Genomic DNA, 25,408 nt, shown 5'->3' with positions numbered 1-25,408 from the left:
CACGGGCACCCCGGCCGGGGTCGGCCCCCTGCACGTCGGCGACGAGGTCGCCGTCACCATCGAAGGCATCGGCACTCTCACCAACAAGGTTGTCAAGCGTGGCTAGCGCATCCGGCTCCTCCGTACGCGTCCGTTTCTGCCCCTCGCCCACCGGTAACCCCCATGTGGGCCTGGTCCGCACCGCCCTGTTCAACTGGGCGTTCGCCAAGCACCACGGCGGCACCCTGGTCTTCCGCATCGAGGACACCGACGCGGCCCGTGACTCCGAGGAGTCGTACGGCCAGCTGCTCGACTCCATGCGCTGGCTGGGCTTCGACTGGGACGAGGGCCCCGAGGTGGGCGGCCCGCACGCGCCGTACCGCCAGTCGCAGCGCATGGACATCTACCGGGACGTCGCGCGGAAGCTGCTCGACGCCGGCCACGCCTACCACTGCTACTGCTCCCAGGAGGAGCTGGACACCCGCCGCGAGGCCGCCCGCGCCGCCGGCAAGCCGTCCGGCTACGACGGCCACTGCCGCGAGCTCACGCCCGCGCAGGTCGAGGAGTACCAGGCCCAGGGCCGCGAGCCGATCGTCCGCTTCCGCATGCCCGACGAGCCGGTCACCTTCACCGACCTGGTCCGCGGCGAGATCACCTACCTGCCGGAGAACGTGCCGGACTACGGCATCGTGCGCGCCAACGGCGCCCCGCTGTACACGCTGGTCAACCCGGTCGACGACGCCCTGATGGAGATCACCCACGTCCTGCGCGGCGAGGACCTGCTCTCCTCCACCCCGCGCCAGATCGCGCTGTACAAGGCGCTGATCGAGCTGGGCGTCGCCAAGGAGATCCCCGCCTTCGGCCACCTGCCGTACGTGATGGGCGAGGGCAACAAGAAGCTCTCCAAGCGCGACCCGCAGTCCTCGCTCAACCTCTACCGCGAGCGCGGCTTCCTGCCCGAGGGCCTGCTCAACTACCTGTCGCTGCTCGGCTGGTCGCTCTCCGCCGACCAGGACGTGTTCTCGGTCGACGAGATGGTCGCCGCCTTCGACGTCGCCGACGTCAACCCCAACCCGGCGCGCTTCGACCTCAAGAAGTGCGAGGCGATCAACGCCGACCACATCCGCATGCTCGACGTGAAGGAGTTCGCGGAGCGCTGCCGCCCCTGGCTCCAGGCCCCCCACGCCCCCTGGGCCCCGGAGGCGTTCGACGAGACCAAGTGGCAGGCCGTCGCCCCGCACGCGCAGACCCGCCTCAAGGTGCTCTCCGAGATCACCGACAACGTCGACTTCCTGTTCCTGCCGGAGCCGGTCTTCGACGAGGCGTCCTGGAACAAGGCGATGAAGGAGGGCTCCGACGCCCTGCTGCGCACCGCCCGGGAGAACCTGGAGGCCGCCGACTGGACCTCCGCCGAGTCGCTGAAGGAGGCCGTCCTGGCCGCCGGCGAGGCCCACGGCCTCAAGCTCGGCAAGGCTCAGGCCCCGGTCCGCGTCGCCGTCACCGGCCGCACCGTCGGACTGCCCCTCTTCGAGTCCCTCGAGGTGCTGGGCAAGGAGAAGACCCTGGCCCGCGTCGACGCGGCCCTGGCGAAGCTCGCCGGCTGACCTCACCCGCCGTGCAGGGGCGGCTGCCGGACGTGTCCGGGGGCCGCCCCTCGGTGTTCCCCGGTGCGTCCGGGCCCGCCCCGGTACCGTCGGTGGCATGGACATCCGCGCCGTGGTCTGGGACGTCGACGACACGCTGTTCGACTACACCTCCGCCGACCGGGAGGGCATGCGCGCCCACCTCGTCGCCGAGGGACTGCTCGCGGGGTACGGCTCCGTCGAGGAGGGGCTGGCGCGCTGGCGGGAGATCACCGACCAGCAGTGGGCGCGGTTCGCCGCGGGCGAGGTGGACTTCGAGACCCAGCGCCGCGACCGCACCCGGGTGTTCCTGGGCCGTGAGCTGACCGACGCGGAGGCGGACGACTGGTTCGACCGCTACCTGGTCCACTACGAGTCCGCCTGGAGCCTGTTCCCGGACGTGCTGCCCGTCCTCGACGCCCTCGCCGCGAGCCACCGGCACGCCGTGCTGTCCAACTCCAGCCTGCACGTGCAGGACCGCAAGCTGCGGGTGCTGGGCGTGCACGACCGGTTCGAGGCGATCCTGTGCGCCGCCGAGCTGGGCGTGTCCAAGCCGGAGCCGGGCGCCTTCCTGGCCGCCTGCGAGGCCCTCGCGCTGCCCCCGGAGCAGGTCGCGTACGTCGGGGACCACCCGGAGATCGACGGCCGGGGTGCCGCCGAGGCCGGGCTGCTCTCGGTGTGGATCGACCGCGCCGGCGCCCACGCGGCCCTCGACCCGCCGTCCGGTCCGCGCCGCATCGCGTCCCTCGCCGAACTGCCCGCCCTGCTGCGTGGCGATACTCGTTTTGGAGCGTCGTCGTCCTTCAGGTAATGTTCTTCCTGCGCCGCGGGGAGCGGGCCGGAAGGCCGGAGTCCCGAAGCGCAGAACTAGAACAAGATCCCCTCCGGGGCTTGCGTTCCAGTGGCCTATGGTGTAATTGGCAGCACGACTGATTCTGGTTCAGTTAGTCTTGGTTCGAGTCCAGGTAGGCCAGCTCGCAGAGCTCATCTGCACCGCGGATCTCATCCGCAAAGCCCCCGTTGTGTAGCGGCCTAGCACGCTGCCCTCTCAAGGCAGTAGCGCCGGTTCGAATCCGGTCGGGGGTACAGATCCTTCCCGCGAGGACAGCAAGGGTAGCTCCCACTGTTCTTGATGCAGGATCGCTAGGGCCCCCGTTGTGTAGCGGCCTAGCACGCCGCCCTCTCAAGGCGGTAGCGCCGGTTCGAATCCGGTCGGGGGTACTGACTGGTCTAAACCATCATTGGTCTATGGTGTAATTGGCAGCACGACTGATTCTGGTTCAGTTAGTCTTGGTTCGAGTCCAGGTAGACCAGCAGGATCTGCGGAAACGCATGATCCACGCCCCCGTTGTGTAGCGGCCTAGCACGCCGCCCTCTCAAGGCGGTAGCGCCGGTTCGAATCCGGTCGGGGGTACAGAGGCGGAAGCCCTCCACTTCGGTGGGGGGCTTCCGGCGTTCCGGGATGTGTGCCCGGAAGGCGTGAGGCCGGGAACCGGGGAACGGACCCGCCGCGGCGTTGAGGCGGGCCCGTTCCCGCGAGGCGGGTTCGGGGACGAAGGGGCGTTCAGGAGCGCCTGAGCGCCTCGGACAGGCGGGCGGCGGCGTCGATCACGGCCTGGGCGTGCATCCGGCCCGGGTGGCGCGTCAGCCGCTCGATGGGGCCGGACACCGAGACGGCGGCCACCACACGGTTCGACGGGCCGCGCACCGGCGCCGAGACGGACGCCACACCCGGCTCGCGCTCGCCGATCGACTGGGCCCAGCCACGGCGCCGTACGCCGGAGAGGGCCGTCGCCGTGAAGCGGGCGCCCTGGAGGCCGCGGTGCAGCCGCTCGGGCTCCTCCCAGGCCATGAGGATCTGCGCCGAGGAGCCGGCCTTCATGGTGAGCGTGGAACCCACCGGCACCGTGTCCCGCAGTCCGGACAGGCGCTCCGCCGCGGCGACGCAGATGCGCATGTCGCCCTGGCGGCGGTAGAGCTGGGCGCTCTCGCCCGTCACGTCGCGCAGGTGGGTCAGCACCGGGCCCGCCGTGGCGAGCAGCCGGTCCTCGCCCGCCGCCGCGGCCAGTTCCGCCAGGCGCGGGCCGAGGATGAACCGCCCCTGCATGTCACGCGCCACCATGCGGTGGTGCTCCAGCGCCACCGCGAGGCGGTGGGCCGTGGGTCGTGCCAGTCCGGTGGCACCGACCAACCCCGCGAGGGTGGCCGGGCCGGACTCCAGGGCGCTCAGGACGAGTGCTGCCTTGTCCAGAACGCCGACGCCGCTACTGTTGTCCATGCAACGATACTTGCGTCTCACTCTGTGAAACGCAAGTTCAATTTTCCGTGGAACCCGCCACTCTTGAAGAACGAAGCAACGCGGCCCGTGGACCACCGGGCCTGACGGCGGACGCCCGGTGTCAGGGGCGCGGGCGCCGTCCCACAGATCTCTAGTTGGGCCGGAGCGCACTGTGCCGGCCGGAGGGAAAGCGATGGGTAGGACACTCGCGGAGAAGGTCTGGGACGACCACGTCGTCCGGCGCGCCGAGGGCGAGCCCGACCTCCTCTTCATCGATCTGCACCTGCTGCACGAGGTGACCAGCCCCCAGGCCTTCGACGGCCTCCGCAAGAACGGCCGCCAGGTGCGCCGTCTCGACCTCACCATCGCGACCGAGGACCACAACACCCCCACCCTCGACATCGACAAGCCCATCGCCGACCCGGTCTCCCGGGTCCAGCTGGAGACGCTGCGCAAGAACTGCGCCGAGTTCGGCGTCCGGCTGCACCCGCTGGGCGACGTCGAGCAGGGCGTCGTGCACGTCGTCGGCCCGCAGCTGGGCCTGACCCAGCCCGGCATGACGGTGGTGTGCGGCGACTCGCACACCTCCACCCACGGCGCCTTCGGCGGACTGGCCTTCGGCATCGGCACCTCCCAGGTCGAGCACGTACTGGCGACCCAGACGCTGCCGATGGCCCGCCCCAAGACCATGGCGATCACGGTCGACGGCGAGCTGCCCGAGGGCGTCACCGCCAAGGACCTGATCCTGGCGATCATCGCGAAGATCGGCACGGGCGGCGGCCAGGGCTACGTCCTGGAGTACCGCGGCGAGGCCATCGAGAAGCTCTCGATGGAGGCCCGGATGACCATCTGCAACATGTCGATCGAGGCCGGCGCCCGTGCGGGCATGATCGCCCCCGACGAGACGACCTTCGCCTACCTCGAGGGCCGTCCGCACGCCCCCGAGGGCGAGGACTGGGACGCGGCCGTCGCCTACTGGAAGACGCTCAGGTCCGACGACGACGCCGAGTTCGACGCCGAGGTCGTCATCGACGCCGCCGAGCTGTCGCCGTTCGTCACCTGGGGCACCAACCCGGGCCAGGGCGCGCCGCTTTCCGCGTCGGTCCCCGACCCCGCCTCGTACGAGGACGCCTCGGAGCGGCTCGCCGCCGAAAAGGCCCTGGAGTACATGGGGTTGAGGGCCGGGCAGCCGCTGCGCTCCATCGGTGTGGACACCGTCTTCGTAGGTTCCTGCACCAACGGCCGCATCGAGGATCTGCGCGCCGCCGCGGACGTCATCAAGGGCCGCAAAGTCGCCGACGGCGTACGGATGCTGGTCGTCCCCGGCTCCGCGCGGGTGGGTCTCCAGGCCGTCTCCGAGGGTCTGGATGTGGTCTTCAAGGAGGCCGGCGCCGAGTGGCGGCACGCGGGCTGCTCCATGTGCCTGGGCATGAACCCCGACCAGCTCGCCCCCGGTGAGCGCTCCGCCTCGACCTCCAACCGCAACTTCGAGGGCCGGCAGGGCAAGGGCGGCCGCACCCACCTGGTGTCCCCGCAGGTCGCCGCGGCCACCGCGGTCCTCGGTCACCTGGCCTCCCCGGCCGACCTCGCCGCCGCCGACCGCACGCCCGCTGGAGTCTGATCAGTCATGGAAGCATTCACCACCCACACCGGCCGGGCCGTCCCGCTGCGCCGCAGCAACGTCGACACCGACCAGATCATCCCCGCCCACTGGCTCAAGAAGGTGACGCGGGACGGGTTCGAGGACGGGCTGTTCGAGGCCTGGCGCAAGGACCCCGAGTTCGTGCTCAACCGGCCCGAGCGCCAGGGCGCCACGGTGCTGGTGGCCGGCCCCGACTTCGGCACCGGCTCCTCCCGTGAGCACGCCGTCTGGGCGCTGCAGAACTACGGCTTCAAGGCCGTGATCTCCTCCCGCTTCGCCGACATCTTCCGCGGCAACTCGCTGAAGAACGGCCTGCTGACGGTCGTCCTCGACCAGCGGACCGTCGACGCCCTGTGGGAGCTCACCGAGGCCGACCCCACGACCGAGATCACCGTCGACCTCGAGGCTCGCGAGGTGCGCGCCGAGGGCGTCAACGCCCCCTTCGAGCTGGACGAGAACTCCCGCTGGCGGCTGCTGAACGGCCTCGACGACATCTCCATCACGCTCCAGAACGAGGCCGACATCGCCGCGTACGAGGCGAAGCGCCCGTCGTTCAAGCCGCGGACGCTCACGGCCTGACCTCCGCGCCCGGCCGAAGTCCTCGGCACAGGTCGACTTTCGGCCACCGCGTCACCCCGCCCGTACCCCCGATCGGACCGATCGGGGGTACGGGCGTCTTCGTACCCGTCCGGCTCCGCGTGCCGTCTTGAGGGCCGCCAACTTGCCACGTTAAGACGGTGGTTGCTGGGGTACACGTGTCACGTGGCCGTGGATCCCGGGTGTGTGCGGACGACCGTCCGGCGCGGCAGTTGCCCCCTGCGCAGGCGACAACTCGCCCCAGATGGCACAATCTGTGCATGGAACACGACGGCCAACTCCAGCTCTGTACGGCGGTCGCGGTCCGGCTCAAGGAAGCGCACTCGAGGGTGCGCGCACTGCAAGTCCCGGAGGGCGTACGGATGGCGCTGACCCGGAAGCTGTTGGTCATTACGGCCGCGGCCAAGCACGATCTCGCCGGTGCGGCAAGGCGTCTGGAGCGGTTCCTGGCGGACCTCGACGAGGGACGGATCCCCGACGAGGAACGCTGAACCGGTCGGGACAACCGAGTTCGTTGCGGCACAAGGGTGATTAGCCCGTTTCGTGTTTGATTTGCGGTATATATCTGCCTAACGTGCGAAAAAGCTTGAACACATTCGTTCTGGCGATGTCTCCGAAGGGGAAGACGTGAACAAGGCGCAGCTCGTAGAAGCGATTGCCGACAAGGTGGGCGGCCGCCAGCAGGCCGCCGACGCCGTCGACCACGTACTGGACGCCATCGTCCGCGCGGTCGTCTCGGGGGAGCGGGTCTCGGTCACCGGCTTCGGTTCGTTCGAGAAGGTCGACCGCCCGGCCCGTTACGCCCGCAACCCCCAGACGGGCGAGCGGGTTCGGGTCAAGAAGACCTCCGTCCCGCGTTTCCGCGCGGGCCAGGGCTTCAAGGACCTGGTCAGCGGCTCGAAGAAGCTGCCGCGCGGCGGCGAGGTCGCCGTGAAGAAGGCGCCCAAGGGCAGCCTCACCGGCGGCGCTTCGGCGACGGTGAAGAAGGCCGCGGCGAAGAAGACCACGGCCAAGAAGGCCGCCACCGCCAAGAAGACGGCCGCGAAGAAGACCACGGCCAAGAAGGCCACCGCCAAGACGACGGCGAGCAAGACCACGGCGAAGAAGGCCCCCGCCAAGTCGGCCGCCGCGGCCAAGAGCACCGCCGTGAAGAAGACCGCGGCGAAGAAGGCTCCGGCGAAGAAGGCGACGGCCAAGAAGGCCCCCGCCAAGAAGTCGACCGCGCGCACGACCACCGCCAAGAAGACCACCGCCCGCAAGAAGTAGCGGACCCTTCGTCCCCACCCCCTTCGGGCAAGCGGTACTCACGTGTCGGGCCGGACTCCCCCGGGAGTCCGGCCCGCGGTGCGTCCGGACCCGTGCGGGCCCGCGCTCAGAGGGTCTGCAGCGTCACCAGCGTGATCCGCAGGGACGCGCCCTCGCCCTCCGTCTCCAGCCGCACCCGCTGCCCGGGACGCAGCAGCCGCAGCCCGCCCGCGTCGAACGCCGCGGCGTCGAAGGGAACCGGGGTGCCGTCGTCCAGCAGCACCTGACCGCTGCGGCTGTCGGGATCGTAGGTGTACGCGGTGGCCTGCATGAGCGGCAGCCTACTGCTGCCCGGCGGTCAGCCGCGCGGCGGCCGCGGCCGTGCGGGGACCCACCCCCAGGGCCAGCGCGGCTTGCAGATCCCCGCCGGTGTCCACGTCCTGCCGTACGGAGTCCACCGCGTCGAGCGTGAGCTCCACCGCGCCGGACGCCCGGTGCCGGGCGCGGGAATCCACGCCGAATTGCGGACGCAGTTCACGGCCGCGGCCCGCGGCGAGGAAAGTCGTGCCGCTCCCGGCGGAATCCGCGAGAAAGGACCGCGGGAATTCCGCCGCCGCCTCCAGGACCCGCGCCAGTTCCGCCGGGCGCAGCGCCGGCAGATCCGCGTTCAGCGCGGCCACCGGGGCGGCGCGGCGGGCGGCGCCCGATGCTGTCGCGGCATGGACGAGCGCGGCGTTGAGCCCGGCGCGCGGCAGGTCGGGGACGGTGCCGGCGCCCAGCGCCGCCAGCTCACGGGCGGCCAGCGCGTCGTTGGTGACGACCACCACATCCCGCACCGCCGGGCAGGCCAGCGCGGCCGCCACCGTGTCCTGCGCGAACGCCAGCGCCAGACCCGGCCGCAGACCGTCGTCCGCGGTGTCCGCCAGCCTGCTCTTGGCCTGCGACAGGGGCTTCAGGGGTACCACCAAGGTCCACTGCACGAGTGTTGCGTCCCTCTCTTGTCGCGACCATTGTCCCCCGGGGCGGCCGACGCCCGGGGGACCGGGCGTACGGTGTTCTCGACAGACCGGCGGCCCGGGGCGACACTTGTGCGGCCCGCCCGGCCTTGAGGGGGCCGGGACCTGGGCCTGTCGTCGTTAAGAGGAAGGTGTACTCGTGCCGCGCCGCAGAATCGGCTTCTGGTACCGCTTCGCCGCGGTGATCTGCAAACCGCCGCTGGTGGTACTGCTCAAGCGGGACTGGCGCGGAATGGAGAACATTCCGGCCGAGGGCGGATTCATCACCGCGGTGAACCACAATTCGCACATCGATCCTTTGGCCTACGCGCACTTCCAGTACAACACCGGCCGTGTTCCGCGATTCCTCGCGAAGGCCGGTCTTTTCAACAAGGGATTCGTCGGCGCCGCCATGCGCGGCACCGGGCAGATCCCCGTCTACCGCGAGAGCACCGACGCGCTGAGCGCCTTCCGCGCCGCGATCGACGCCGTCGAGCGCGGCGAGTGCGTCGCCTTCTATCCCGAGGGCACCCTCACCCGGGACCCGGACGGCTGGCCCATGACCGCCAAGACCGGCGCCGCGCGCGTCGCGCTCCAGACCAAGTGCCCGGTGATCCCGGTCGCCCAGTGGGGCGCCAACGAGCTGCTCCCGCCGTACGCGAGGAAGCCGCGGCTGTTCCCGCGCAAGACCAGCAGGGTGCTGGCCGGCCCGCCGGTCGACCTGTCGCGCTTCTACGACCGGGAGATGACGCCGGAGCTCCTCAAGGAGGCGACCGAGGCGATCATGGCCGCCGTGACCCGCCTGCTGGAGGACATCCGCGGCGAGAAGGCGCCCGAGACGCCCTACGACCCGCGCGCGGAGCGGCTGGAGCAGCGCCGCCGGACGCACGCGCAGCGACGGCAGGGCCGCACCGCCCGGGGAGACGGGACGCGGGGCGACCGGGCGGCCGTGCCGGAAGAGGGGCTGGGCACATGAGCACGCCGGTCAAGGCGGCCGTCTTCGGCACCGGATCGTGGGGGACGGCCTTCGGCATGGTCCTCGCCGACGCGGGCTGCGACGTCGTCCTGTGGGGGCGGCGCCCCGAACTCGCCGAGGCCGTCAACTCCACCCGCACCAACCCCGACTACCTGCCCGGGGTGGAACTCCCCGAGAACCTGCGGGCCACCTCGGACGCCGCCGAGGCCGCGCGCGGCGCCGACTTCACCGTCCTCGCGGTGCCGTCGCAGACGCTGCGCGGCAACCTCGCGCAGTGGCGGGACCTCCTCGCGCCGCACACGGTGCTGGTGTCCCTGATGAAGGGCGTCGAACTCGGCTCCGCGATGCGGATGAGCGAGGTCGTCGAGGACGTCGCCAAGGTCGGCCGGGAGCGGATCGCCGTGGTGACCGGCCCCAACCTGGCCCGTGAGATCGCCGCCCGGATGCCGGCCGCCGCCGTGGTCGCCTGCACCGACGAAGAGGTCGCCCGGCGGCTCCAGACCGCCTGCCACACCTCCTACTTCCGGCCGTACACCAACACCGACGTCATCGGCTGCGAGCTGGGCGGCGCGGTGAAGAACGTCATCGGTCTCGCCGTCGGCATCGCGGACGGCATGGGCCTCGGCGACAACACCAAGGGCTCGCTCATCACCCGCGGCCTCGCCGAGACCACCCGGCTCGGCGTCGCGCTCGGCGCCGACCCGCTGACCTTCTCCGGACTCGCGGGCCTGGGCGACCTGGTGGCCACCTGCTCCTCGCCGCTGTCCCGCAACCACACCTTCGGCACCAACCTCGGCAAGGGACTGACCCTCCAGGAGACCATCGCGGTCACCAAGCAGACCGCCGAGGGCGTCAAGTCCTGCGAGTCGGTGCTGGACCTGGCCCGCCGGCACGGCGTCGACATGCCGCTCACCGAGACGGTCGTCGGGATCGTGCACGAGGGCAAGCCCCCTCAGGTGGCTCTCAAGGAGCTGATGTCGCGCAGCGCGAAGCCCGAACGACGCTGAGCGACGGCCGGACGGCGGCCGGGCCGACGCCCCCTCCGTTCGGCCCACGCACGGCGTTGCGGGCGCTGTGACCCGGCTCCGGCAGCGGGTACGCTCGTCGCGATATGAGCACCGAGAACCTCCCCCAGAGCCCCGACTCGCCGACACGCAAGCCGCGTGTGGCCGTCGTGTTCGGCGGGCGCAGCTCCGAGCACGGGATCTCCGTGGTCACCGCCGGCGCCGTCCTCAAGGCCATCGACCGGACCAGGTACGACGTCCTGCCGATCGGCATCACCCAGGACGGCCGGTGGGCGCTCACCGCCGACGAACCGGAACGCATGGCGATCACCGAGCGCCGCACGCCCAGCGTCGACCAGCTGGCCGAGTCCGCGGAGGGCGCGGTGGTGCTCCCCGTCGACCCCGCGGACCGCGAAGTCGTCTACAGCGAGCCGGGATCGGTGCCCAAGGCACTCGGTGAGGTCGACGTGGTCTTCCCGGTGCTGCACGGCCCCTACGGGGAGGACGGCACCCTCCAGGGCCTGCTCGAACTCTCCGGCATCCCCTACGTGGGCTGCGGGGTGCTGTCCTCGGCCGTCGGCCAGGACAAGGAGTACATGAAGCGGGTGTTCACCTCCTTCGGGCTCAAGGTCGGCCCGTACCTGGTGATCCGGCCGCGCGAGTGGGAGCGGGACGAGACGGCGGCCCGTGGGCGGATCGTCGACTTCGCCGGCGAGCACGGCTGGCCGCTGTTCGTGAAGCCCGCCCGGGCCGGCTCGTCCATCGGCATCACCAAGGTCGACGACCTCTCCGGCCTGGACGACGCGATCGCCGAGGCGCAGCGCCACGACCCGAAGATCATCGTCGAGGCGGCGCTGCGCGGACGCGAGATCGAGTGCGGTGTGCTGGAGTTCGAGGACGGGCCGCGCGCCTCGCTGCCCGCCGAGATCCCGCCGCCGGACGCGCACGCGTATTACGACTTCGAGGCCAAGTACATCGACTCCACGCCCGGCGTCGTGCCGGCGCCGCTGACCGACGAGGAGACCGCCGAGGTGCGCCGGCTCGCGGTCGAGGCGTTCGACGCGGCCTCCTGCGAGGGCCTGGTCCGCGCGGACTTCTTCCTCACCGAGGACGGCGAGTTCGTGATCAACGAGATCAACACCCTGCCCGGCTTCACGCCCATCTCGATGTACCCGCAGATGTGGCAGGCGACCGGCGTGAGCTACCAGGAGCTCGTCGACCTGCTGATCCGGGCGGCGCTGCGCCGGTCCACCGGACTGCGCTGAGCAACCGGGCCGCGCTGAACGTCCGGGCCGCGCTGAGCAACCGGAGCAGCGCTGAGCGCGCCCCGCACGCGTGTCAGGAGGCGATCCCCTCGGGGACCGCCTCCTTCACGGCCGGGGCCAGATCGATCAGCACGCCCGTGCTGTCCCGCCCGTCGGTCACCTCGACCTCGACGTACGCCTCGCGGTTGGCGGTCGTGAAGCGCTGGACGCCGTCCTCCCGCCGCTCCATCAGCCAGTCGACGCCGTTGACGCCGCCGGGCACCGCGTCGGCGTCCTGGCCGTTGGCCACCTTCGGATCGGTCATCTTCGGCGGCCGCTCGACACCGCACCGCAGTATGATCGCCACGCCGCCCCAGCCCGCGGTCAGTTCGGACGCGGGTTCGGGGTCGTCGCGGCTCTCACCGTCCACCGTCGCCGGCAGGACCTTGTCCAGGTTCTGACACAGCCCGGTGACCTTCGTGTCCGGGCTGGGAACCGCCGCGGACACGCTGTCGTCTGCTGAGGAGCAGCCCGCGACGGTGATCAGCACCGCGAGTGCGGAGCAAACGGCGTGCCGGTGGCGGAAGGAGTTCACCGGCACAGGGTAGACGGGGGCTACAGATGCACCACCGGGCAGGTCAGGGTGCGGGTGATGCCGTCCACCTGCTGGACCTTGGCGACGACCATGCGTCCCAGGTCGTCGACGGTGTCGGCCTGGGCGCGCACGATGACGTCGTAGGGACCCGTCACGTCCTCGGCCTGGACGACTCCAGGGATCTTGCCGATCAGATCGGCGACGGTCGACGCCTTGCCGACCTCCGTCTGGATCAGGATGTACGCCTGTACCACGGAACCTCCAGGGCGGCCACGAGGATCATGTGGGGAAAAGGAACGCCACGGTATCGCGTCGCCGCTCGTCGCGGGGAGACCTGCGGGAACCGGGCTGTGCGCGCCGGGGTACAGGCACGGCAGAAGTTGACGGTCGGTTCGACCGTATCGAGGACCGGGACGACCCGCGACCGGGCACGGACAGGGATGGAAGGGGCGCAAGGGACATGAAGGGCACTGTTGGTGAGCTCGGGGAGTTCGGGCTCATCAGGGAGCTCACCTCCCGTCTCACCACCACCCCGGCGGTCCGGGTCGGCCCCGGCGACGACGCCGCCGTGGTCTCCGCGCCCGACCGGCGCGTCGTGGCCAGCACCGACGTCCTGGTGGAGGGGCGCCACTTCCGCCGCGACTGGTCCACGGCCTACGACGTCGGCCGCAAGGCCGCCGCCCAGAACCTCGCCGACATCGCCGCCATGGGCGCGGTGCCGACGGCCCTGCTGCTCGGCCTGGTCGTGCCCGCCGAACTGCCGGTGACCTGGCCCAGCGAACTCATGGACGGGCTGCGCGACGAGTGCCAGGTGGCCGGCGCGGCCGTCGTCGGCGGGGACGTCGTCCGCGGCGACACCATCACCGTGTCCATCACCGCGCTCGGCGACCTGCGCAACCAGGAGCCCGTCACGCGGGGCGGCGCGCAGCCCGGCGACATCGTCGCGGTGACCGGCTGGCTCGGCTGGTCCGCGGCCGGGCACGCGGTGCTCTCCCGCGGCTTCCGCTCCCCGCGCGCCTTCGTCGAGGCGCACCGGCGCCCTGAGCCGCCGTACCACGCGGGTCCGGCCGCCGCCGCACTGGGCGCGACCGCCATGTGCGACGTCAGCGACGGACTGATCGCCGACCTCGGGCACATCGCCGAGTCCAGCAAGGTCCGCATCGACGTCCGCTCCGGCGCGATCGACATCCCCTCGCAGATGAACGACATCGGGCAGGCCGTCGGCGTCGACCCCATGCAGTGGGTGCTGACCGGCGGCGAGGACCACGCGATCGTGGCGACCTTCCCGCCGGACGTGAAGCTGCCCGCACGCTGGAAGGTCATCGGGGAGGTGCTCAACCCGTCCGCGCTGCCACAGGTGACGGTGGACGGGGCGCCCTGGACCAGCCAGGGCGGCTGGGACCACTTCGGGGACATCGAGTCATGAGCGCGCCGCCCCGGGTGCTCACGGTGGCCGGCTCCGACTCCGGCGGGGGCGCGGGCATCCAGGCCGACCTGAAGACGATGCTGGCGCTCGGCGTGCACGGAATGAGCGTGCTGACCGCGGTGACCGCGCAGAACTCCCTCGGTGTGCAGGGCGCCTGGGAACTGCCGGTGGAGGCGGTACGCGCCCAGTACCGCAGCGTCGTCGACGACATCGGGGTGCAGGCGGTCAAGACCGGCATGCTGTCCTCGGCCGAACTCGTGGAGACGGTGGCCGACTTGCTCGCCTGCACGGACGCGCCGACGGTCGTCGACCCGGTGGGCGTCTCCAAGCACGGCGACCCGCTGCTGGCGGCGTCCGCGCTGGACTCCGTCCGCACGAAGCTGCTGCCGGTGGCCACCGTGGTCACGCCGAACCTGGACGAGGTCGCGCAGCTCACCGGCGTACGGGTGACCGCCGAGCGGGACATGCGGCGGGCCGCGGCGGCCGTGCTGGAGTTCGGGCCGCGCTGGGTGGTGATCAAGGGCGGGCATCTGACCGCCACCGGGTCGGAGGAGGCCGTCGACCTCCTCACGGACGGCACGGAGGAACACTGGCTGCGCGCCCCCCGCCACGACAACCGCCACACCCACGGCACCGGCTGCACCCTGGCCTCCGCCATCGCCTCACACCTCGCCCTGGGCCGCACGGTCCCGGAGGCGATGACGGCGGCGAAAACGTACGTCACCGGAGCACTGGCATCGGGCTTCGCCCTGGGCACCGGAATCGGCCCCGTGAACCACGCCTGGGCGCTGCGGCGCGGGGAGACGTAGAACGCCGGGCCGCCTGCGGGCATGCGTGCCGCTTGGGCCGGCACTTCGCCGCGTGTCCGAGCCGGGCTGACGCCCGCCGTCTTCGGGCATTCGTGCCGCCCAGGGCGGCACGGGTGGGCGCAGGCGGCACCTCGCCGCGCGGCCGAGCCCGGCAGACGCCCGGGTGCGCGCCGGGCGCGGACCGTGCTCAGGTCCGCCTCGGGCACCGGGCCGTCGTCCACCCGCGGCCGTCAGGCCCGCCGTGTGCCAGGCACAGGACCACTCGGCCCCTCCCCCCCGCCGGGAACAGCAAAAAGCCGGCCCACCCTGAGGTGGACCGGCCCGTTGCGGCGATACCGGCTGTGACCGCGCGCTCAGCGAATGCGTCAGCGCGAGACCTTGCCGGCCTTGATGCACGAGGTGCAGGCGTTCACGCGCTTCGGCGTCCCGCCGACCACGGTACGCACACGCTGGATGTTCGGGTTCCAGCGGCGGGACGTACGGCGGTGCGAGTGCGAGATGTTGTTGCCGAAGCCCGGCCCCTTGCCGCAGACGTCGCAGTTGGCAGCCACGGGTCACTCCAAAGACTTCAGATGCACTTACGGTTGATCCCGGCAGGCCGGGATCCAGATCCAGGACTCGAAGAGCCGGCGGATCTGAGTGGCGTTGCCAGGGGGAGACGCCCGATCGGATCGGGCAACCGGAGCAGCATACAACGGCTGCACCCGTAGGACGAAACTAGCATGCCAGCTCACGGGCCCGCCTGCGGCCCTCTTCCGGCGGGCGGGGGCCCACCGTCTACGCTGCGTGCCACGTCCAGCAGCTCGAGGAGGCGCAGGTGCCGCAGGTGCCGCAGACGTTCGATGCTCTCGCGGTGCGTGCCTGGTGCGGTCTCGCGCTCGACGCGCTCGGACGGGCCCGCGAGGAGATCGACGCGATCAACGTCTATCCCGTGGCGGACGGCGACACCGGCACCAACCTCTATCTGACGCTGGAGTCGGCGGCCACGGCCGTGGAGGCGGTGTTCGCGGGGCACGAGGCCGGCGGTGCACATCCCGGCCCCACCCTGGCCGACGCGGTACGCGCGATGGCGCACGGCGCGCTGATCGGCGCGCGCGGGAACTCCGGGACGATCCTCGCCCAGCTGCTGCGCGGCATGGCCCAGGTGCTGGCCGGCGACGACGCCCCCCCGCACGCCGACGGGCGCGGCCTCGGGCTCGCCCTGCGGCACGCGGCCGATTCCGCCCGGCAGGCGGTGGCGCACCCCGTCGAGGGCACGGTCCTCACCGTCGCCTCGGCCGCCGCCGACGCGGCCGGCGGCGTGGACGGCGACTGCGGCGCCGTGGCCCGCGCCGCCCATGAGGGTGCCCGCGCGGCGCTCGCCGAGACCCCGGACCGGCTGGAGGTCCTGCGCCGTGCGGGCGTGGTCGACGCGGGCGGGCGCGGCCTGGTGACCGTGCTGGCGGCGCTGGTGGAGACGCTCACGGGGGAGACCCCCCGGGGCGCGGCGGCACGCGAACCCGGCCTCCACGCGCGCGTCGACGCGACGCACACACCAGCCGAGCCGTGCGCGGACACCGCCGACGCACCCGGCCCCGGAGGCCCCGCCTTCGAGGTGATCTACCTGCTGGAGGCCGAGGACGCGGCCGTCGCGCGGCTGCGGGACCGGCTCGACGCCCTCGGCGACTCCCTCGTCGTGGTCGGCGGCGACGGCCTGTGGAACGTCCATGTGCACGTCGACGACGCCGGGGCCGCCGTCGAGGCGGGCGTCGAGGCGGGACGTCCGTACCGCATCCGGATCACCCACTTCGGCGCCGGGGACGCGCACGCCGGCGGGGCCGAGCGGACGCCCGCCGAGCGTGTCCAGCGGGCCGTGGTGGCCGTGGTGCCCGGCGAGGGCCTGGCGGCGCTGTACGCGGAGGCCGGCGCCACGGCCGTACTCGCCCGGCCCGGCGAACCGCCCGCGAGCGGCGAGCTCGTCCAGGCCGTACGGCGCGCCCACGCGCGCGAGGTGGTGCTGCTGCCCAACGACGCCGAGCTGCGGCACACCGCCGCCGCGGCCGCCGAGCAGGTACGGGCGGAGGGCGTGCGGGTGGCGCTCATCCCCACCCGTTCCGCGGTGCAGGGCATCGCGGCCCTCGCGGTGCACGAGCCGGAGCGCCGCTTCGACGAGGACGTGGTGGCGATGACCTCCGCCGCGGGGGCGACCCGCTACGCGGAGGTCACCGTCGCCGAGCGGCAGTCCTGGACCATGGCCGGCATCTGCCAGGCCGGCGACGTCCTCGGCCTGGTCGACGGCGACGTGGCGGTCATCGGCCAGGACGTCACCGAGACCGCCCTGGCCGTCCTGGACCGCATGCTCGCGGCCGGCGGCGAACTGGTGACGCTGGTGGTCGGCGACGGCGCCCCCGAGTCCGTCGCGGAGCGCCTGGAGGCCCGGGTGAGGGAGGGCTACCTGGCCGTGGACACGGTCGCGTACCACGGCGGCCGGCAGGGCTCCGTCCTGCTCATCGGCGTCGAGTGACCCGGCCGCCGCCCGGCGCGGACCGGGAAGGCGGCCACCGGGGAGGCGGCCCGCCGTCCCCGCTCTGTCAGTGGAGTGGTGTCCAATGGATGCCGTGCCCGCACTGGACGAACCACTGAAGAAAGTGCTCGGCCCCGCCACCGCGAAGGTGATGGCCGAGCACCTCGGCCTGCACACCGTCGGCGACCTGCTGCACCACTACCCCCGCCGGTACGAGGAGCGCGGCCAGCTCACCCACCTCGCCGACCTGCCGATGGACGAGCACGTGACCGTGGTCGCGCAGGTCGCCGACGCCCGGCTGCACACCTTCGCCTCCAGCCGCGCCCCGCGCGGCAAGGGCCAGCGCCTGGAGGTGACGATCACCGACGGCAGCGGCCGGCTCCAGCTGGTGTTCTTCGGCGCCGGTGTCCACAAGCCGCACAAGGAACTCCTGCCGGGCACCCGCGCGATGTTCGCCGGCAAGGTCTCCGTCTTCAACCGCCGTCTCCAACTCGCCCACCCGGCCTACGAGTTGCTTCGCGCCGACTCCGAGGAGGCCGTCGAGAGCTGGGCCGGCGCCCTGATCCCGCTCTACCCGGCCACCGCCAAGCTGGAGTCCTGGAAGATCGGCAAGGCGATCCAGACGGTCCTGCCGAGCGCCCAGGAGGCCGCCGACCCGCTCCCGGAGACCCTGCGCGAGGGCCGCGGCCTGCTCCCGCTGCCCGAGGCCCTGCTGAAGATCCACCGCCCGCACACCAAGGCGGACATCGACCAGGCCCGCGCCCGCCTCAAGTGGGACGAGGCGTTCGTCCTCCAGGTCGCCCTCGCCCGCCGCCGGCACGCCGACGCGCAGCTCCCGGCCGTGCCCCGCCGCCCGCGGCCCGACGGCATCCTCGCCGCCTTCGACGACCGCCTCCCCTTCACCCTCACGGAGGGCCAGCGGAAGGTCTCCGAGGAGATCTTCGCCGACCTCGCCACCGAGCACCCCATGCACCGCCTGCTTCAGGGCGAGGTCGGTTCCGGCAAGACCCTGGTCGCCCTGCGCGCGATGCTCGCCGTCGTCGACGCGGGCGGACAGGCCGCGATGCTCGCGCCCACCGAGGTGCTCGCCCAGCAGCACCACCGCTCGGTCACCGAGATGATGGGCGAGCTGGCCGAGGGAGGGATGCTCGGCGGCTCGGAGAACGCCACCAAGGTGGTCCTGCTCACCGGCTCCATGGGCGCCGCCGCCCGCCGCCAGGCCCTGCTCGACCTGGCCACCGGCGAGGCCGGCGTCGTCATCGGCACGCACGCGCTGATCGAGGACAAGGTGCAGTTCCACGACCTCGGCCTGGTGGTCGTGGACGAGCAGCACCGCTTCGGCGTCGAGCAGCGCGACGCCCTGCGCGGCAAGGGCAAACAGCCGCCGCACCTGCTGGTCATGACGGCCACGCCCATCCCGCGCACGGTCGCCATGACCGTCTTCGGCGACCTGGAGACCTCCGTCCTGGACCAGCTCCCGGCCGGCCGCTCGCCCATCGCCAGCCATGTCGTCCCCGCCGCCGACAAGCCGCACTTCCTCGCCCGCGCCTGGGAGCGGGTGCGCGAGGAGGCCGGCAAGGGCCACCAGGCGTACGTGGTCTGCCCGCGCATCGGCGACGAGGAGGACGGCGCCAAGGCGAAGAAGAAGTCCCCGGAGGACGAGGCGGAGAAGCGGCCCCCGCTCGCCGTGCTGGACATCGCCGAGCAGCTCGCGCGGGGGCCGCTGGCCGGACTGCACGTGGAGGTGCTGCACGGCAGGATGCAGCCCGACGACAAGGACGCCGTGATGCGCAGGTTCGCCGCCGGCGAGGCGGACGTCCTGGTGGCCACCACCGTCATCGAGGTCGGCGTCAACGTCCCCAATGCCACCGTGATGGTGATCATGGACGCCGACCGCTTCGGCGTCTCCCAGCTGCACCAGCTCCGCGGCCGTGTCGGCCGTGGCTCGGCCCCCGGACTGTGCCTGCTGGTCACGGAGATGCCCGAGGCGAGCGCCGCCCGCCAGCGGCTGAACGCGGTCGCCTCCACCCTCGACGGCTTCGAGCTCTCCCGCATCGACCTCGAACAGCGCCGCGAGGGCGACGTCCTGGGCCAGGCCCAGTCCGGTACCCGGTCCAGCCTGCGCATGCTCGCCGTCATCGACGACGAGGAGGTCATCGCCGAGGCCCGCGAGGAGGCCACCCGGATCGTGGCCGCCGACCCGGACCTGGAGCGCCTGCCCGCCCTGCGCACCGCGCTGGACGCCCTGCTGGACGAGGAGCGTGAGCAGTACCTGGAGAAGGGCTGACACACTGGGGACCGGCCACCGGCCGACCTGCTCGCAGGAACACCACCGACAAGGACCGAGGACATGACCCGCGTGATCGCCGGCGCGGCCGGCGGACGCCGCCTGGCCGTCCCGCCGGGGCAGGGCACCCGCCCCACCTCCGACCGGGCGCGCGAAGGGCTCCTCTCCACCTGGCAGTCACTGCTCGGCGGCCCCCTCGACGGCGAACGCGTCCTCGACCTGTACGCCGGCTCCGGCGCCGTCGGCCTGGAGGCCCTGTCCCGCGGCGCCGGACACGTCCTGCTGGTCGAGTCCGACGCCCGCGCGGTGCGCACCGTCCGGGAGAACGTGAAGGCGCTCGGCCTCCCCGGCGCCGAGGTGAGGTCCGGCAAAGCGGAACAGATCGTGCGCACCGCGCCCCCGGAGCAGCCGTACGACGTCGTCTTCCTCGACCCGCCCTACGCCGTCCCGGACGCCGATCTGCGGGAGATCCTGCTCACACTCCGCTCCGGGGGGTGGCTCGCCGACGACGCCCTCGTCACCGTGGAGCGCAGCACCAGAGGCGGGGAATTCGCCTGGCCGCCGGGGTTCGAGGCGCTCCGGGCCCGTCGCTACGGCGAGGGAACGTTTTGGTACGGTCGCGCCGCCTCTACGTGCGAAGACGCACGATGACCGGACCGGAGAGCGAGGAATCACCAGTGCGCCGCGCCGTATGTCCCGGGTCCTTCGACCCGATCACCAACGGACACCTCGACATCATCGCCCGGGCCTCCCGGCTGTACGACGAGGTCTACGTCGCGGTGATGATCAACAAGTCCAAGAAGGGCCTGTTCGAGATCGAGGAGCGGATCGACCTGATCCGCACCGTCACCGCCGAGTACGGCAACGTCCGGGTCGAGGCCTTCCACGGCCTCCTCGTCGACTTCTGCAAGCAGCGCGACATCCCCGCCATCGTCAAGGGCCTGCGCGCGGTCAGCGACTTCGACTACGAGCTCCAGATGGCCCAGATGAACAACGGCCTCTCGGGCGTGGAGACCCTCTTCGTCCCCACCAACCCCACCTACAGCTTCCTGTCCTCCTCGCTCGTCAAGGAGGTCGCGGCCTGGGGCGGTGACGTCTCCCACCTGGTGCCCGCCGAGGTGCTGACGGCGCTCACCGAACGCCTGCGCAAGGACTGAACGCGCCCGTGCGGCCGGGGCGGAGGAGGCGTCCGGTGTCCACCGGACGCCCCAGGGACGTACAGTCGTCCCGTCCGTCTCCAACACAGCTGTAGAGAGTGGCGAGCACACGGTGGACGTGCAGAAGAAGCTGGACGAGATCGTCGCCGCGGTCTCCAGTGCCCGGTCGATGCCCATGTCGGCGTCGTGCGTGGTCAACCGCGCCGAACTGCTCGCCATGCTCGACGAGGTGCGCGCGGCGCTGCCCGACTCCCTCGCCCAGGCCGAGGAGTTGATCGGCGGCCGGGAGCAGATGGTCGAACAGGCCCGTCAGGAGGCCGAGCGGATCATCTCCGAGGCGCACGCCCAGCGCGGCTCGCTGGTGGCCGAGACCGAGATCGCCCGCCGCTCCCAGGCCGAGGCCGACCGGATCCTCGCCGAGGCCCGCCAGGAGGCCGAGGAGATCCGCGCGGAGGCCGACGACTACGTCGACTCCAAGCTCGCCAACTTCGAGGTCGTCCTCACCAAGACGCTCGGCTCGGTCGGCCGCGGCCGCGAGAAGCTGCTCGGCACCGGCCCCGGCCTGGACGAGCAGGGCTACGAGGACGAGGACGCCCCCGAGCGCAGCCACGACCCGGAGACCCTGCGCCGCAACGCCGACGCCTACGTCGACGTCAAGCTCGGTGCCTTCGAGGCGGTGCTCGCCAAGACGCTGGAGGCGGTCGGCCGCGGCCGGCAGAAGCTGCACGGCCGGATCGCCACCGACGACCTGGGCGCGCTGGCCGACGACACCAGCACCGTCCAGCACTCCAGCGACGCCGACTACCTCGCCGACCTGGCCTCCCTCGCCGAGCAGGACGCCCGGGGCGGCCGCAGGGCCGACCAGCAGCAGCCCCCGCAGCCGCCTCAGCCCCAGCAGCCCCCGCAGCCTCAGACGCAGCCGTACGCCCAGCCGGAGCCCGCCTACGGCTACGCACAGCAGGCCGACCCGTACGCCGGCTACCAGCAGCAGTACGGCGGCGCCCAGGACCCGTACGCCCAGGCCGGCGGCTACGCGCAGCAGCAGGCCGACCCGTACGCGGCCTACCAGGGCTACGACGCCCAGCAGGCGTACGACACCGGCCAGGGTGCCCCGCACATGCCGGAGCAGGCCCAGCAGGGGTACGCGCTGGACGAGACGAGCCTGTTCGACACCAGCATGATCACGCCCGAGCAGCTCGAGGCGTACCGGCGCGAGCGGGGCCTGTAGGGGCGGATTGGGCCGAGAGCGAAAGGTCCAGTATCCTGGCTCTTCGGTCGCGCGTATGACCGCGATCCACGCTGCCCGGGAACGCAACCGTACGGCAGCGACACCCCTGAGCTCGAAGACCGAAAGCAGGAATGGCTCTGAACGCCCGCCTCGACCACCGCAACCCCCTCGTGTTCGACACGCACGAGCTGGGGCGGCGGCCCGGTGCGCTGCAGCGCCTGACCCGTACGGTCGACGCTCCCCAGGACCTCGGTGTCGCGGGGGTCGTCGGGGTGCCGGAAGGCGCCCCGGTGGAGCTCGAACTCCGGCTCGAGTCGGTCATGGAAGGTGTGCTCGTCACAGGCACCGCCCGTGCCAAGGCCGAGGGGGAGTGCGTAAGGTGTCTGGAGCCGCTCGAGCTGGAGCTCGAAGCGGACTTCCAGGAGATGTTCTCGTACCCTGACGCCGACGACCGGGGCCGCGTGATCGCGGAACCGGGCGACGACGCCGAGGACGACGAGGACCGGCTCCTCCTCGAGGACGGCCTGTTCGACCTCGAGCCGGTGCTGCGCGACGCGGTGGTGCTCGCACTGCCGATGCAGCCGGTGTGCCAGGAAGACTGCCCGGGTCTGTGCTCCGAGTGCGGAGCACGGCTGGCGGACGACCCGGACCACCATCACGACGCCGTCGACATCCGTTGGGCGGCTTTGCAGGGACTCGCCGGCACCATGAAGGACGGCGAGAAGGACGAGATGAGCGGCGCCGAAGCCGGCGTCGACGAGAAGCAGGAGAAGTAGCCGTGGCTGTTCCGAAGCGGAAGATGTCGCGCAGCAACACGCGCCACCGCCGGTCGCAGTGGAAGGCTGCGGTCCCCACCCTGGTTGCGTGCGAGCGCTGCCACGAGCCCAAGCAGCAGCACATCGCGTGCCCGTCTTGCGGCACTTACAACAAGCGCCAGGTCCTCGAGGTCTGAGCGGCTGGTGAGAGGCACTGTGTCCACGCCGAAGAAAAACTCTGCGGACAACCAGGCCTCGTCCCCAACGCTTCTGGAAGGGCGGCTCGGCTACAAGGTCGAGTCCGCCCTTCTGGTGCGTGCGCTGACCCATCGTTCCTACGCGTACGAGAACGGCGGTCTGCCGACGAACGAGCGCCTCGAGTTCCTCGGGGACTCCGTGCTCGGCCTCGTCGTCACCGACACGCTGTACCGCACCCACCCCGACCTGCCCGAAGGCCAGCTGGCCAAGCTGCGGGCCGCGGTGGTCAACTCGCGTGCGCTGGCGGAGGTGGGCCGCGGGCTCGACCTCGGCTCCTTCATCCGGCTCGGCCGCGGTGAAGAGGGAACGGGCGGCCGGGACAAGGCGTCCATCCTCGCCGACACCCTGGAAGCGGTGATCGGCGCGGTCTATCTCGACCAGGGCCTGGAATCGGCGGCGGAGCTGGTGCACCGCCTGTTCGACCCGCTGATCGAGAAGTCCTCGAACCTGGGAGCCGGCCTGGACTGGAAGACCAGTCTCCAGGAGCTCACCGCGACCGAGGGGCTCGGCGTTCCCGAGTACCTGGTCACGGAGACCGGCCCCGACCACGAGAAGACCTTCACTGCTGCCGCCCGCGTCGGAGGCGTCTCGTACGGCACCGGCACCGGCCGCAGCAAGAAGGAGGCGGAGCAGCAGGCCGCCGAGTCCGCGTGGCGGTCCATCAAGGCCGCGGCGGACGAGCGGGCCAAGGCGGCTCAGGAGGCCGAAGAGGTCGTCCAGGCCGCCGAGGCCGAGGCCTCCGGCAAGAGCGCCGACGCCCCGTCGGCCTCCGCCTGACGTACGTACGCGCGACCCGAGCGCCCGTCCCCGCAGCGGGGCGGGCGCTCGGTGCTCGTTCCACCGGTCCTGGGAGGGGACGCCATGCCCGAGCTGCCCGAGGTCGAGGTCGTACGGCGCGGACTCGAGCGGTGGGTCGCCCACCGGACCGTCGCCGACGCCGAGGTCCTCCACCCGCGCGCGGTACGCCGCCACCTGGCCGGCCCGGACGACTTCGCGCACCGGCTGAAGGGCCACCGCATCGGCGTCCCGCGCCGCCGCGGCAAGTACCTGTGGCTGCCGCTGGAGGACACGGACCAGTCGGTGCTGGCCCATCTCGGCATGAGCGGCCAGCTGCTGATGCAGCCGCACGCCGCCCCGGACGAGAAGCACCTGCGCATCCGCGTCCGCTTCACCGAGCCGCAGTCACCGGAGGAAGGCCCGGCGGGCGACACCGAGCTGCGCTTCGTCGACCAGCGCACCTTCGGCGGTCTCTCGCTGCACGACAACACCCCCGAGGGCCTGCCCGACGTCATCGCGCACATCGCCCGCGACCCGCTCGACCCGCTGTTCGACGACGAGGCCTTCCACCAGGCCCTGCGCCGCAAGCGGACCACCATCAAGCGGGCACTGCTCGACCAGTCGCTGATCAGCGGCGTCGGCAACATCTATGCGGACGAGGCGCTGTGGCGCGCCCGCATCCACTACGAGCGCCCCACGGCCGGCTTCACGCGCCCCCGCACCCTCCAGCTGCTGGGCCACGTCCGGGACGTCATGAACGCCGCCCTCGCCGCGGGCGGCACCAGCTTCGACAGCCTCTACGTCAACGTCAACGGCGAGTCCGGCTACTTCGACCGCTCCCTGGACGCGTACGGCCGCGAGGGCCTGCCCTGCCGCCGCTGCGGGACGCCGGTGCGCCGGCGGGCGTGGATGAACCGCTCCAGCTACTTCTGCCCGCGCTGTCAGCGGGCGCCGCGCGCCGCGTCGTAACGCTCACGGGCCTCGATGACGGTGTCCATGCGGTCCTCGAGGAGACGGATGAGGGCCAGCAGGTGCTCGGCGACCTCGCGGCCCAGCGCGGTGAGTTCGTAGTCCACCCGGGGCGGGTTGGTCAGCTGCGCCTCGCGGTGCACGAGCCCGTCGCGCTCCAGCGCGTGCAGGGTCTGCGACAGCATCTTCTCGCTGACCCCGTCGACCCGCCGCCGCAGCTCGTTGAACCGCAGGGACCCCTCGTACAGCGCCCCCAGCGTCAGCGCCCCCCAGCGACCGGTGACGTGTTCCAGCGTCACCCGGGACGGGCAGGACTTGGCGAACACGTTGAAGGGGAGGTCCCGGTCCTCCGGGGCCGGCTGCGTGGTCGTCATGGACTCAGCGTACTTCAGAGCAGCGCTTACCCATAGAAGGCGCTAACTTCAGGTAAGTCGCTAGGAGGGGGAGAACAGGTGTTGATCCGAGACGCCCGGCCCGACGAGGCCGCGGAGCTGACCGGACTGGCGCTCCGGTCGAAGGCCCACTGGGGCTACGACGAGGCGTTCATGGAGTCGTGCCGGGAGGAACTGACCGTCCGCCCCTCGGAGGTGGGGGAGCGGCGCACCGCCGTCGCCGAGCGGGACGGCCGCGTCGTCGGTTTCACGACGGTGGACGGACGGCCGCCGGAGGGCGCGGTGGGCATGATGTTCGTGGACCCGTCGGCCCTGGGCCAGGGGATCGGCCGCGCGCTGTTCACGCACGCGCTCGCCACCGCACGGGACGCCGGCTTCACCCGCCTGACGATCGACGCCGACCCGAACGCCGAGCCGTTCTACCGCGCGATGGGCGCGGTCCGGATCGGTGAGACGCCGTCGGGTTCCGTCCCGGGCCGCATGCTCCCGCTGCTGTCCGTCACGCTGTGACACGCCCCGGCCGGTACCGCCGGCCGGGACACGCTCACGGCGCCGTGTTGGCTCAGTAGCCGAAGTTCTGCGTCCACCACGGCCCGCCCGGGCCCAGGTGGACGCCGACGCCCAGGGTCTTGAAGTCGCAGTTCAGGATGTTCGCCTTGTGACCGGGGCT

The 25,408-nt window shown here is 72.0% G+C and carries 30 protein-coding genes and 5 tRNA genes; 27 read left to right on the top strand and 8 right to left on the bottom strand.

All coding sequences use genetic code 11. From position 1 onward, the window contains the following. From CCN29_RS34960 to CCN29_RS18825, 8 genes are all read left to right on the top strand, one after another. On the top strand, positions 1–106 hold a 106-nt coding region (locus tag CCN29_RS34960; RefSeq protein ID WP_442538411.1), incomplete at its 5' end, for a fumarylacetoacetate hydrolase family protein. Then, on the top strand, positions 99–1,583 hold the full coding sequence (gene gltX / locus CCN29_RS18855) for a glutamate--tRNA ligase (protein ID WP_086683243.1): 1,485 nt from the start codon (positions 99–101) through the stop codon (positions 1,581–1,583). The genes CCN29_RS34960 and gltX, both read left to right, overlap by 8 nt. A 97-nt stretch (positions 1,584–1,680) precedes the next feature. Continuing rightward, positions 1,681–2,412, top strand: a complete 732-nt coding sequence (locus tag CCN29_RS18850) for an HAD family hydrolase (RefSeq protein WP_006130488.1) — start codon at positions 1,681–1,683, stop codon at positions 2,410–2,412. A 91-nt stretch (positions 2,413–2,503) separates the two neighbouring features. Further along, positions 2,504–2,575 (top strand) — tRNA-Gln (locus CCN29_RS18845). Positions 2,576–2,614: 39 nt separating this feature from the next. After that, a tRNA-Glu gene (locus tag CCN29_RS18840) sits at positions 2,615–2,687 on the top strand. 62 nt (positions 2,688–2,749) lie between these two features. After that, positions 2,750–2,822, top strand: a tRNA-Glu gene (locus CCN29_RS18835). Between the two features lie 21 nt (positions 2,823–2,843). Further along, positions 2,844–2,915: transfer RNA gene (locus tag CCN29_RS18830), tRNA-Gln, on the top strand. Positions 2,916–2,942: 27 nt separating this feature from the next. Further along, a tRNA-Glu gene (locus CCN29_RS18825) sits at positions 2,943–3,015 on the top strand. Between the two features lie 150 nt (positions 3,016–3,165). Here the strand turns inward: CCN29_RS18825 and ndgR are convergent. Next, positions 3,166–3,879, bottom strand: a complete 714-nt coding sequence (gene ndgR / locus CCN29_RS18820) for an IclR family transcriptional regulator NdgR (protein WP_006130487.1) — start codon at positions 3,877–3,879, stop codon at positions 3,166–3,168. Between the two features lie 193 nt (positions 3,880–4,072). Here ndgR and leuC point away from each other — a divergent pair, with 193 nt between their 5' ends. The 4 genes from leuC (at position 4,073) to CCN29_RS18800 (ending at position 7,384) form a co-directional block, all read left to right on the top strand. Continuing rightward, on the top strand, positions 4,073–5,500 hold the full coding sequence (gene leuC / locus CCN29_RS18815; RefSeq protein WP_086683240.1) for a 3-isopropylmalate dehydratase large subunit: 1,428 nt from the start codon (positions 4,073–4,075) through the stop codon (positions 5,498–5,500). A 6-nt stretch (positions 5,501–5,506) separates the two neighbouring features. Then, entirely contained in the window at positions 5,507–6,100 is a 594-nt protein-coding gene (leuD, locus tag CCN29_RS18810) for a 3-isopropylmalate dehydratase small subunit (RefSeq protein WP_006130485.1), read from the top strand. A gap of 278 nt (positions 6,101–6,378) precedes the next feature. Then, the gene (locus tag CCN29_RS18805; protein WP_031065334.1) at positions 6,379–6,609 is read left to right on the top strand and encodes an SCO5555 family protein; all 231 of its coding nucleotides are present in this window, start codon (positions 6,379–6,381) and stop codon (positions 6,607–6,609) included. Positions 6,610–6,745: 136 nt separating this feature from the next. Next, the gene (locus CCN29_RS18800) at positions 6,746–7,384 is read left to right on the top strand and encodes an HU family DNA-binding protein (RefSeq protein WP_086683236.1); all 639 of its coding nucleotides are present in this window, start codon (positions 6,746–6,748) and stop codon (positions 7,382–7,384) included. 106 nt (positions 7,385–7,490) lie between these two features. Here CCN29_RS18800 and CCN29_RS18795 read toward each other — a convergent pair whose 3' ends face one another. Both CCN29_RS18795 and cofC read right to left on the bottom strand, forming a co-directional pair. Next, positions 7,491–7,694, bottom strand: a complete 204-nt coding sequence (locus CCN29_RS18795) for a hypothetical protein (protein WP_006130482.1) — start codon at positions 7,692–7,694, stop codon at positions 7,491–7,493. Between the two features lie 10 nt (positions 7,695–7,704). Further along, positions 7,705–8,343, bottom strand: coding sequence for a 2-phospho-L-lactate guanylyltransferase (cofC, locus tag CCN29_RS18790; protein WP_006130481.1), 639 nt, complete (start codon positions 8,341–8,343; stop codon positions 7,705–7,707). A gap of 175 nt (positions 8,344–8,518) precedes the next feature. On the opposite strand from cofC, the gene CCN29_RS18785 reads away from it, so the two are divergent. From CCN29_RS18785 to CCN29_RS18775, 3 genes are all read left to right on the top strand, one after another. Continuing rightward, the gene (locus CCN29_RS18785; RefSeq protein ID WP_086683233.1) at positions 8,519–9,334 is read left to right on the top strand and encodes a lysophospholipid acyltransferase family protein; all 816 of its coding nucleotides are present in this window, start codon (positions 8,519–8,521) and stop codon (positions 9,332–9,334) included. Beyond that, positions 9,331–10,341, top strand: coding sequence for an NAD(P)H-dependent glycerol-3-phosphate dehydrogenase (locus CCN29_RS18780; protein WP_006130478.1), 1,011 nt, complete (start codon positions 9,331–9,333; stop codon positions 10,339–10,341). The genes CCN29_RS18785 and CCN29_RS18780 overlap by 4 nt, the downstream gene beginning before the upstream one ends. Before the next feature lie 104 nt (positions 10,342–10,445). After that, positions 10,446–11,603, top strand: coding sequence for a D-alanine--D-alanine ligase family protein (locus tag CCN29_RS18775; protein WP_086683229.1), 1,158 nt, complete (start codon positions 10,446–10,448; stop codon positions 11,601–11,603). Positions 11,604–11,676: 73 nt separating this feature from the next. On the opposite strand, the gene CCN29_RS18770 is transcribed toward CCN29_RS18775, so the two are convergent. Together CCN29_RS18770 and CCN29_RS18765 are read right to left on the bottom strand one after the other, a co-directional pair. Next, positions 11,677–12,177: a DUF3515 domain-containing protein gene (locus CCN29_RS18770; protein WP_031024173.1), complete on the bottom strand. Its 501-nt coding sequence runs from the start codon at positions 12,175–12,177 to the stop codon at positions 11,677–11,679. 20 nt (positions 12,178–12,197) lie between these two features. Further along, positions 12,198–12,431: an Lrp/AsnC family transcriptional regulator gene (locus tag CCN29_RS18765; protein WP_004983019.1), complete on the bottom strand. Its 234-nt coding sequence runs from the start codon at positions 12,429–12,431 to the stop codon at positions 12,198–12,200. Positions 12,432–12,637: 206 nt separating this feature from the next. Here CCN29_RS18765 and CCN29_RS18760 point away from each other — a divergent pair, with 206 nt between their 5' ends. Continuing rightward, a complete protein-coding gene (locus CCN29_RS18760) occupies positions 12,638–13,603 on the top strand; it encodes a thiamine-phosphate kinase (RefSeq protein WP_006130474.1) in 966 nt (321 codons plus the stop codon). Then, on the top strand, positions 13,600–14,412 hold the full coding sequence (gene thiD / locus CCN29_RS18755; RefSeq protein ID WP_086683225.1) for a bifunctional hydroxymethylpyrimidine kinase/phosphomethylpyrimidine kinase: 813 nt from the start codon (positions 13,600–13,602) through the stop codon (positions 14,410–14,412). Before CCN29_RS18760 ends, thiD begins: the two co-directional genes overlap by 4 nt. Positions 14,413–14,777: 365 nt before the next feature. Here the strand turns inward: thiD and rpmB are convergent, their stop codons facing one another. After that, the gene (gene rpmB / locus CCN29_RS18750) at positions 14,778–14,963 is read right to left on the bottom strand and encodes a 50S ribosomal protein L28 (RefSeq protein WP_003993230.1); all 186 of its coding nucleotides are present in this window, start codon (positions 14,961–14,963) and stop codon (positions 14,778–14,780) included. Positions 14,964–15,229: 266 nt separating this feature from the next. Here rpmB and CCN29_RS18745 point away from each other — a divergent pair, with 266 nt between their 5' ends. The 9 genes from CCN29_RS18745 (at position 15,230) to mutM (ending at position 24,346) form a co-directional block, all read left to right on the top strand. Next, positions 15,230–16,915 (top strand): DAK2 domain-containing protein, encoded by a 1,686-nt coding sequence (locus CCN29_RS18745; RefSeq protein ID WP_031024177.1) that lies wholly within the window; start codon positions 15,230–15,232, stop codon positions 16,913–16,915. Between the two features lie 85 nt (positions 16,916–17,000). Continuing rightward, a complete protein-coding gene (recG, locus tag CCN29_RS18740; RefSeq protein ID WP_086683222.1) occupies positions 17,001–19,202 on the top strand; it encodes an ATP-dependent DNA helicase RecG in 2,202 nt (733 codons plus the stop codon). Between the two features lie 63 nt (positions 19,203–19,265). Then, complete coding sequence (gene rsmD / locus CCN29_RS18735; RefSeq protein WP_006130470.1) at positions 19,266–19,853, top strand: 16S rRNA (guanine(966)-N(2))-methyltransferase RsmD; 588 nt, start codon at positions 19,266–19,268, stop codon at positions 19,851–19,853. A 26-nt stretch (positions 19,854–19,879) separates the two neighbouring features. Further along, the gene (gene coaD / locus CCN29_RS18730; protein ID WP_006130469.1) at positions 19,880–20,359 is read left to right on the top strand and encodes a pantetheine-phosphate adenylyltransferase; all 480 of its coding nucleotides are present in this window, start codon (positions 19,880–19,882) and stop codon (positions 20,357–20,359) included. 112 nt (positions 20,360–20,471) lie between these two features. After that, positions 20,472–21,587 carry a F0F1 ATP synthase subunit B gene (locus CCN29_RS18725; protein WP_006130468.1) on the top strand — a complete coding sequence of 372 codons (1,116 nt, stop codon included), beginning with the start codon at positions 20,472–20,474 and terminating at the stop codon, positions 21,585–21,587. Positions 21,588–21,718: 131 nt separating this feature from the next. Continuing rightward, a complete protein-coding gene (locus tag CCN29_RS18720; protein ID WP_006130467.1) occupies positions 21,719–22,363 on the top strand; it encodes a YceD family protein in 645 nt (214 codons plus the stop codon). A 2-nt stretch (positions 22,364–22,365) separates the two neighbouring features. Further along, entirely contained in the window at positions 22,366–22,539 is a 174-nt protein-coding gene (gene rpmF / locus CCN29_RS18715) for a 50S ribosomal protein L32 (RefSeq protein WP_003951102.1), read from the top strand. 19 nt (positions 22,540–22,558) lie between these two features. Beyond that, complete coding sequence (rnc, locus tag CCN29_RS18710) at positions 22,559–23,377, top strand: ribonuclease III (RefSeq protein WP_006130466.1); 819 nt, start codon at positions 22,559–22,561, stop codon at positions 23,375–23,377. Between the two features lie 84 nt (positions 23,378–23,461). Next, complete coding sequence (gene mutM / locus CCN29_RS18705; protein WP_006130465.1) at positions 23,462–24,346, top strand: bifunctional DNA-formamidopyrimidine glycosylase/DNA-(apurinic or apyrimidinic site) lyase; 885 nt, start codon at positions 23,462–23,464, stop codon at positions 24,344–24,346. On the opposite strand, the gene CCN29_RS18700 is transcribed toward mutM, so the two are convergent. Beyond that, positions 24,319–24,720, bottom strand: a complete 402-nt coding sequence (locus CCN29_RS18700) for a winged helix-turn-helix transcriptional regulator (RefSeq protein WP_006130464.1) — start codon at positions 24,718–24,720, stop codon at positions 24,319–24,321. The two genes, mutM and CCN29_RS18700, sit on opposite strands and share 28 nt — an antisense overlap. Positions 24,721–24,798: 78 nt before the next feature. Here CCN29_RS18700 and CCN29_RS18695 point away from each other — a divergent pair, with 78 nt between their 5' ends. Then, positions 24,799–25,248 carry a GNAT family N-acetyltransferase gene (locus CCN29_RS18695; RefSeq protein ID WP_031065320.1) on the top strand — a complete coding sequence of 150 codons (450 nt, stop codon included), beginning with the start codon at positions 24,799–24,801 and terminating at the stop codon, positions 25,246–25,248. A gap of 52 nt (positions 25,249–25,300) precedes the next feature. On the opposite strand, the gene CCN29_RS36010 is transcribed toward CCN29_RS18695, so the two are convergent. Further along, positions 25,301–25,408 (bottom strand): CAP domain-containing protein (locus CCN29_RS36010; protein WP_442538410.1); only part of this gene is annotated, 108 nt, incomplete at its 5' end.

Source organism: Streptomyces pseudogriseolus, assembly GCA_002154585.1.
Classification (GTDB): domain Bacteria; phylum Actinomycetota; class Actinomycetes; order Streptomycetales; family Streptomycetaceae; genus Streptomyces; species Streptomyces pseudogriseolus.
This window is presented reverse-complemented; position numbering and strand designations above follow the sequence as displayed.